The sequence below is a fragment of the Paenibacillus sp. E194 genome (assembly GCF_000935845.1).
GTDB classification, from domain to species: domain Bacteria; phylum Bacillota; class Bacilli; order Paenibacillales; family Paenibacillaceae; genus Paenibacillus_B; species Paenibacillus_B alvei_B.
Window position 1 is genome coordinate 1 of sequence record NZ_JMDX01000285.1, and the last position, 6,481, is coordinate 6,481.

General features: G+C 46.8%; 6 protein-coding genes. All 6 read right to left on the minus strand.

What is annotated here, in order from left to right:
• The coding region (locus AZ66_RS25205; RefSeq protein ID WP_044357393.1) for an ABC transporter permease subunit at positions 1–501 on the minus strand (501 nt) is incomplete at its 3' end.
• Positions 502–526: 25 nt separating this feature from the next.
• Entirely contained in the window at positions 527–2,038 is a 1,512-nt protein-coding gene (locus AZ66_RS25210; protein WP_044357394.1) for a sugar ABC transporter ATP-binding protein, read from the minus strand.
• Positions 2,039–2,137: 99 nt separating this feature from the next.
• Positions 2,138–3,166 (minus strand): galactose ABC transporter substrate-binding protein, encoded by a 1,029-nt coding sequence (locus AZ66_RS25215; RefSeq protein ID WP_044357395.1) that lies wholly within the window; start codon positions 3,164–3,166, stop codon positions 2,138–2,140.
• Between the two features lie 137 nt (positions 3,167–3,303).
• Entirely contained in the window at positions 3,304–4,275 is a 972-nt protein-coding gene (locus AZ66_RS25220; protein ID WP_231587040.1) for a substrate-binding domain-containing protein, read from the minus strand.
• Complete coding sequence (locus AZ66_RS25225; RefSeq protein ID WP_082061723.1) at positions 4,272–6,014, minus strand: sensor histidine kinase; 1,743 nt, start codon at positions 6,012–6,014, stop codon at positions 4,272–4,274. Before AZ66_RS25225 ends, AZ66_RS25220 begins: the two co-directional genes overlap by 4 nt.
• Before the next feature lie 7 nt (positions 6,015–6,021).
• A partial coding sequence (locus AZ66_RS25230; protein ID WP_156160075.1) for a helix-turn-helix transcriptional regulator occupies positions 6,022–6,481 on the minus strand: 460 nt, incomplete at its 5' end.

The following is a 6,481-nucleotide window of genomic DNA, read 5'->3' on the forward strand; positions in this document are numbered from 1 at the left end:
AAAATCGGGCCGCAACCCGCCGATCGGCTGCGAATGATTCGGAGCCGTGTCAAAATACAAGGAGTTGACGCCATACACAGCCACCATCGTACCTAACGTTGCTATGAATGGAGGCACCTTGAACCTAGCGACGATTACCCCGTTAATGAGTCCAAATATGAGGCCTACAACGACTGCTAGTAGAATCGGTACGAATAACGGCAGTTCCTCCAGATCGGGGAAAAACCTGCGCGCATAATCGGTTGTCTGCAGCATGGACGCCGATACGACCGCGGATAAACCCACAATCCTGCCTGCAGACAAGTCCGTACCGCCTGTAATGAGAACAAATGCAACGCCCAGGGCGATAATGACCCGTGTAGATGACTGATTCAGGATATCCCGGAGTGGATTTAATCCTATAAATGAAGGATCGTAAATCGCAATTCCAATGATAAGAACAGCCAGAACCATATAGATGACATTTTGGGAAATAAAAGTTTGAATTCGCTTCGCGTTCATCGTAGATCTCACCTTTCTCTGCCGCTTAATGCTGTGCCGCTAGCCGCATGATTTCCTCTTCCGTCGCTTCCTTCCCATTCAGAATCCCGGTTAACCGCCCTTCGGACATGACCATAATGCGATCCGACATCCCGATGAGCTCCGGCATTTCCGAAGAGATCATAATAATGCTTTTGCCCTGCATGGCCAGTTCAGCAATGATCGAGTAAATTTCATACTTAGCCCCGACGTCAATGCCGCGGGTAGGCTCATCCAACAGCAATATATCCGGTTCCGTCAGGAGCCAGCGTGCAAACAGCACCTTTTGCTGGTTCCCGCCAGACAGGTTCATGATGAGTTCGCGCGTAGACGGTGTTTTGGTTCTCAATTTCTGAACCATCGCATCCACTTCCGCCTTCTTCTTTTTCCCGTCTAACAGGAAATAAGGCTTGCGATAGTGATCCAAATTCGCGATTGCCGCATTCTCATGAACCGATAACACCGGGAAAATGCCTGTCACGCGTCGTTCCTCCGTTAACAATGCCATACCATGTTTCTTCGCAATGACAGGAGAATCGATCCGTACCTCCTTGCCTTGAATCGAGATGGTACCCGATTGGATGTCCCGGAGTCCGAATAAGGCTTCCATCAATTCGGTGCGCTGTGCGCCTACCAATCCGCCGATCCCAACTATTTCACCACGGTGCAAGTCAAAACTCACATGGTTGAACGATTTGGGTAGAGGGGAGGTCAGTCCCTGAACGCGCATCACGACCTCGCCGGGCACGTTGTTCCGTGGTGGGAATCGGTTCGTCAAATCGCGTCCAACCATTCGAGAAATAATCAGATCCGTGGTTAATTCGGATGCCTGCCACGTCCCGATTTTTTTCCCATCTCTCATAATCGTCACTTCATCTGATATTTGAAGGATTTCTTCCATTTTGTGCGATATATAAATAATGGCGACGCCATTTTTTTTCAACTCTCGAATGATTCGGAACAGCTGCTCAACCTCGACATCAGTAAGCGATGACGTCGGTTCATCCATCACAATGATACGGGAATGGAAGGATACCGCCTTGGCAATTTCGATGGATTGGACTTTGGAAACCGATAACGTATGAACCATCGTCTCGGGCTGCAAATCGATGTCCAGTTGTTTGAATAAATCACGCGTATCTCGCGCCATGCGCTTATGATCGATAAATTGAATAGGGCCAATCCCTCTCGTCGGGAATCGTCCCAGCCAAATATTCTCCATCACATTTCGGTAAGGCACAGGGTGAAGCTCCTGATGAATCATCGATATCCCGATATTCAATGCCGTTTTGGAATTCGGAATCTGTACAGGTACACCGTTCACAATAATCTCGCCACCATCAGGGGCGTATATCCCGAAGAGGCATTTCATCAATGTTGATTTGCCCGCTCCGTTTTCGCCCATCAATGCATGCACAGTTCCAGGACGCACTTGCAGCGTCACCTGATCCAACGCCTTAACTCCCGGAAATTCCTTGGAGATGTTGTTCATTTCGAGCACGAATTCATGCTGCTCCATCCCTTTCGCCCCCTAATTCTCTTCATAAAAAGAGGAGGTTCGAATAACGAATCATTCTACCTCCCCAATCTGAAGCCTGCCTATCGGAACAGGTTTACATTACTTCGCGTCAGCCATATTGTCTTTCGTAATTTTCTTATAAGAAATCCAGATATACTGATTATCCGTGATTTCATAGCCGACATTCTCCTTCGTCGGCTTCTCGCCTTTCGCTAGCACGCTAGCGAGCGTGATCGCAGCTTTTCCTTGGTTCTTCGCATCATTTAGAACGGTTCCAAGCAAGGTTCCTTCTTCCAATGCCTGCAGCGCCGGCGCTGTCGCGTCGACACCTACCACAGGAATGAATTTGTTATCCTTGAAATAGCCATTCGCCTTTAATGCCTCAATGGCGCCCAAGGCCATATCATCATTGTTCGCGAAGACTGCTTCAATCTTATCGCCATGTGCAGCCAAGAACGCCGCCATCTTCTCCTGCCCTTTTACGCGATCCCACATCCCGGTATCTTCCTGCAGCTTCTCAACTTTAATCCCCGCGTCTTCGATCGCTTGAATCGAGTACTTCGTACGGAGTTCTGCATCCTGATGACCAGGCTCCCCTTTTAACATGACATATTGCAATACGCCATCCTTGTTCTTATCCGCTCCCGGGTTTGCCTTCCAATAATCTGCAATGAGCTGGCCGGACATTGTACCCGATTCCTCTGCCTTCGCTCCGACATAATAGACTTTATCCCATTTCTTCATATCTTCCGGCAATGGCTCGCGATTCAGGAATACAACCGGAATGTCTTTGGCCATCGCCTTATCGATAATGACACCCGCTGCCGTACGGTCAACAGGGTTAACGACCAAGGCTTTAACCCCTTTCGTGATGAACAAATCCACTTTATCGTTTTGGGTCGGCTGTGAATTCTGACTGTCCACGATATCGGCTTGGGCAATCCCTTTCGCTGAATCCGAAATCGCATTCCGCACGCCTGTCATGAACGTATCGTCGAACTTATAAATCGCAACACCTACTTGGGGTTCACTGCCGCCGTCACCGCCTGAACTTTTTCCGCTTGCGCAACCGGAAATGACTGCAGCGAATAATGCACTTGCCAGAATCAATGCTGTTGCTTTCCTCATTTAATCTAGACCTCCTCCAACATCATTCCTGAATACCTTGCAAAAGAATACGCTTTCATTATGATGGATTCTCATGGGAATCGGTATCAAAAATCCTCCTGAGTTCTATCGAAATTCTCATCACCTTGCGCGCTGATTTATTTTACAAACGGAAACAACAGCTTCTGGTTTTCTGGCCACAGCATATTGTCCAGATCAATTAGCTTAACACCTGTATCTATTCTTTCAGGTACGTTCCGCCCCTCAATAATGTCGACGGCGTACTTCACGGCGAGATATCCGTTATTAAATGGATTCTGCAAGACCAAAGCCTGAACAACTCCATCCTGTAACAACCCCATTGTTTCAGGTGGACTATCGAATGCGACCACCTTCACTCTTCCACCATGGCCGGATCGTTGAACCTCACGCCCTACGCCGATTGAAGATTCTGCATTTAATGCGACAATCCCATCCAGACTCGGATATTGTGCGAGCCATCTGCGTGTGATCTCCTCCGCATTTCGTTGATTGGACTGTGAATATTGAATATCCACTACACGAACATTAGGAAATCTGGCCACATAATCTTGAAACCCTTCTTCCCGTTGATTCGCATTTTTGGCTGCCTCTACAAAGTTCATGACCGCAATTTGACCCGATTCATGAATCAATTCGATCATTCGCTTCGCGGCCAGCTGCCCTGCTTCATAATTGTTCGTACCGACATACGTCTTCACACGTGCGGATCCAACCTCTGAGTCGATGGATATGATCGGAATGTTTTGATAGGCAATTCGATCGGTCGCTTGTGCTAACCCCATATAATCACTCGCCGCAAGAATGATGGCATCCGGACGGTTCTGAATGGATTGATTCACTAATTCAATCTGACCTGGAATATCATCTTCATGATTCGGAGCCAAGAATTGAAGCTTCACATTGAATTCCTTGGCTGCAGCCTCAGCCCCGCTCTTCAGCGTGTTCCAGTAATCGCCTTGATTCATTTTGACGATCAGGTCAATGGTGAGCATATTATCCGACATCATATTGGTCTGAATGGAACAAGACGACAGCGAGAAGGAGAGTGACAAAATCACGATTAAGAATAGATTCATTCTTCGATTCACGACTCTTCCTCCCTTTCATCCCGGACAATGGGAAGCCAGATTTTGACCGTCGTGCCTTCTTCCAGCTCGCTCTCGAACTTCAGTCCGTAGCCTTGACCGAAGCATAGCTGGATACGATCATGTACATTTTTCACGCCAACGCCTGACCCACTTTCACTTCTTACCTTCTTCGTTAGAAGACTGTTCACAATCTGAGGACTCATGCCTAAGCCGTTATCCGTTACTTGCAGCATCAACTTATCTTCTACAATAGCGGCTGTTATGGTGATCATACCCTCCTCCTGCATCATCTCAATCCCATGCACGATCGCATTTTCGACGATTGGCTGCAAAATAAGCTTCATGGTCATGCAATCCAATGCCTCATCCTGGATATCTATTGCATATTGAAATTTGCGTTTATAACGGATGGTCTGAATGATTAAGTAATGTCTGACATGTTCAATCTCTTCTTGTACGGTGATGATGTTCTTCCCTTTGCTCAGGCTAATCCGAAAAAATCGCGATAAGGATGTAATTGCCGTAACAGCCTCCCTTGTCTCTCCCCGTTCCGCAAGCCGGATGACCGAATTCAAGGTGTTATATAGGAAGTGTGGATTGATCTGTGCTTGCAGCACATCAAGTTCGCTCTTGCGCTTCGCCTCTTGCTCCACAATAATCTGATCCATTAACTGCCGAATTTGCCGTAGCATCATGTTGAATCGGCTGGACAATTGATCCACTTCATAGATGCCAATCGTCGAGGTCGGTACGGTAAAGTCCCCTTCCCCCACGCTCTTTACTGATTTTGCTAGATTCTGAATGGGCTGTGAGATTTTCGCAGATACGATGATCGACACGAATAGAACGAACAGAATGACGATGACGAGAAACCACAGTATAAATGTATTTAGTTCAGATTTGGTTGTTACAATCTCATCTTTGTAGGCGACGCCTACAACCTTCCAGCCGATTGGATTAACCGTTTTGACGGTAATCAACTTGCTCTCGTCATTGCTGTTATCTTGGAAGCTTCCATACGCATAGGTAAGGACGCGTTCTAAGTTCTCATACTTTAACCCTGCATAAATCAATTGCTGCTGCGGATGGTAGACGATGTTGCCGAACGAATCGATGATGTAGATATACCCCCTCTTGCCAAAGGTCACTTGCTTACTTAATTCGTTGATCGTCTTGAAGTTCATATCGATAACTAGCACACCCTGATTGGGCTGCCTTCCCCCTACACGATACCTAGCTTGTTTACTGATGGAGACGGCCCATTTGTAAGTGGTTTTAAATAAATTCTGAATATGAGGTGATGAGAATGATAAATGATCTGGGCGCGCCATAGCGGCCTCGAACCAGCTTTGTCGCTCTAATTGTGTATTGCTTCGCATGGTCAGTTGAGGGGTGTTAAAGACTAGCTTTCCTTGCTTGGTAAACAAGGCAATCGAAATCAAATCTTCTCTTGTTTTCATAATGGATTTCAGCTGCTCTACTAAAATGGGATTCGTCACGGAAGGACTCCTGCGAATCAGGTCTTGAACGACGTCAAAGATACTTGTAATGTTGTTCACATAGTTCTCCAAATTATAATTGACCTGCTCTACGACTTGCTGAATATTCAAGTCCGCATTTGTCTCCGCTGTACTGGAAAATTTGTTATACAGCATGATGCTGACCATACACACCGCTGCAACGGTAATGAATATAAACGTTTTTGCGATAATAAATTGAATGCTCTTGACGTTGATCATGCTACCTTCACCCTCGATCCCTATTGCGGTATTCCTTGGGCGACAATCCGAAGCGCTTACGGAAGCTGAAGCTGAAATAATTCGGATCCGCATACCCGACCTTCTCACCGATCTCGAACGCTTTGAGATCCGTTGACCGCAGCAGCTCCTTCGCCGCTTCCATTCTCAGCTCCAGCAAGTAGCTCACGAAGGTGGTTTTCGCTTCCTTCTTAAAAATATGGCTGAAGTAGCCTGTGCTGATATGCAAATGCCTGCACACCGTATGAATCGAAATATCCTGATCCGCATAATGAAGCTTCATATAGCCTTTTGCGTCATCCACTAGCTTCTTGTAGCCAGTCTGCCGCTCGACGGCGATGCAATTCATAATTTTCATACATCGTTGAAGCATCCAATTCTTTGCCTCTGACGCATTATTGCATTGATAGATTTCCATCAATGGATGTACGGCACCACCGAAGAACTGC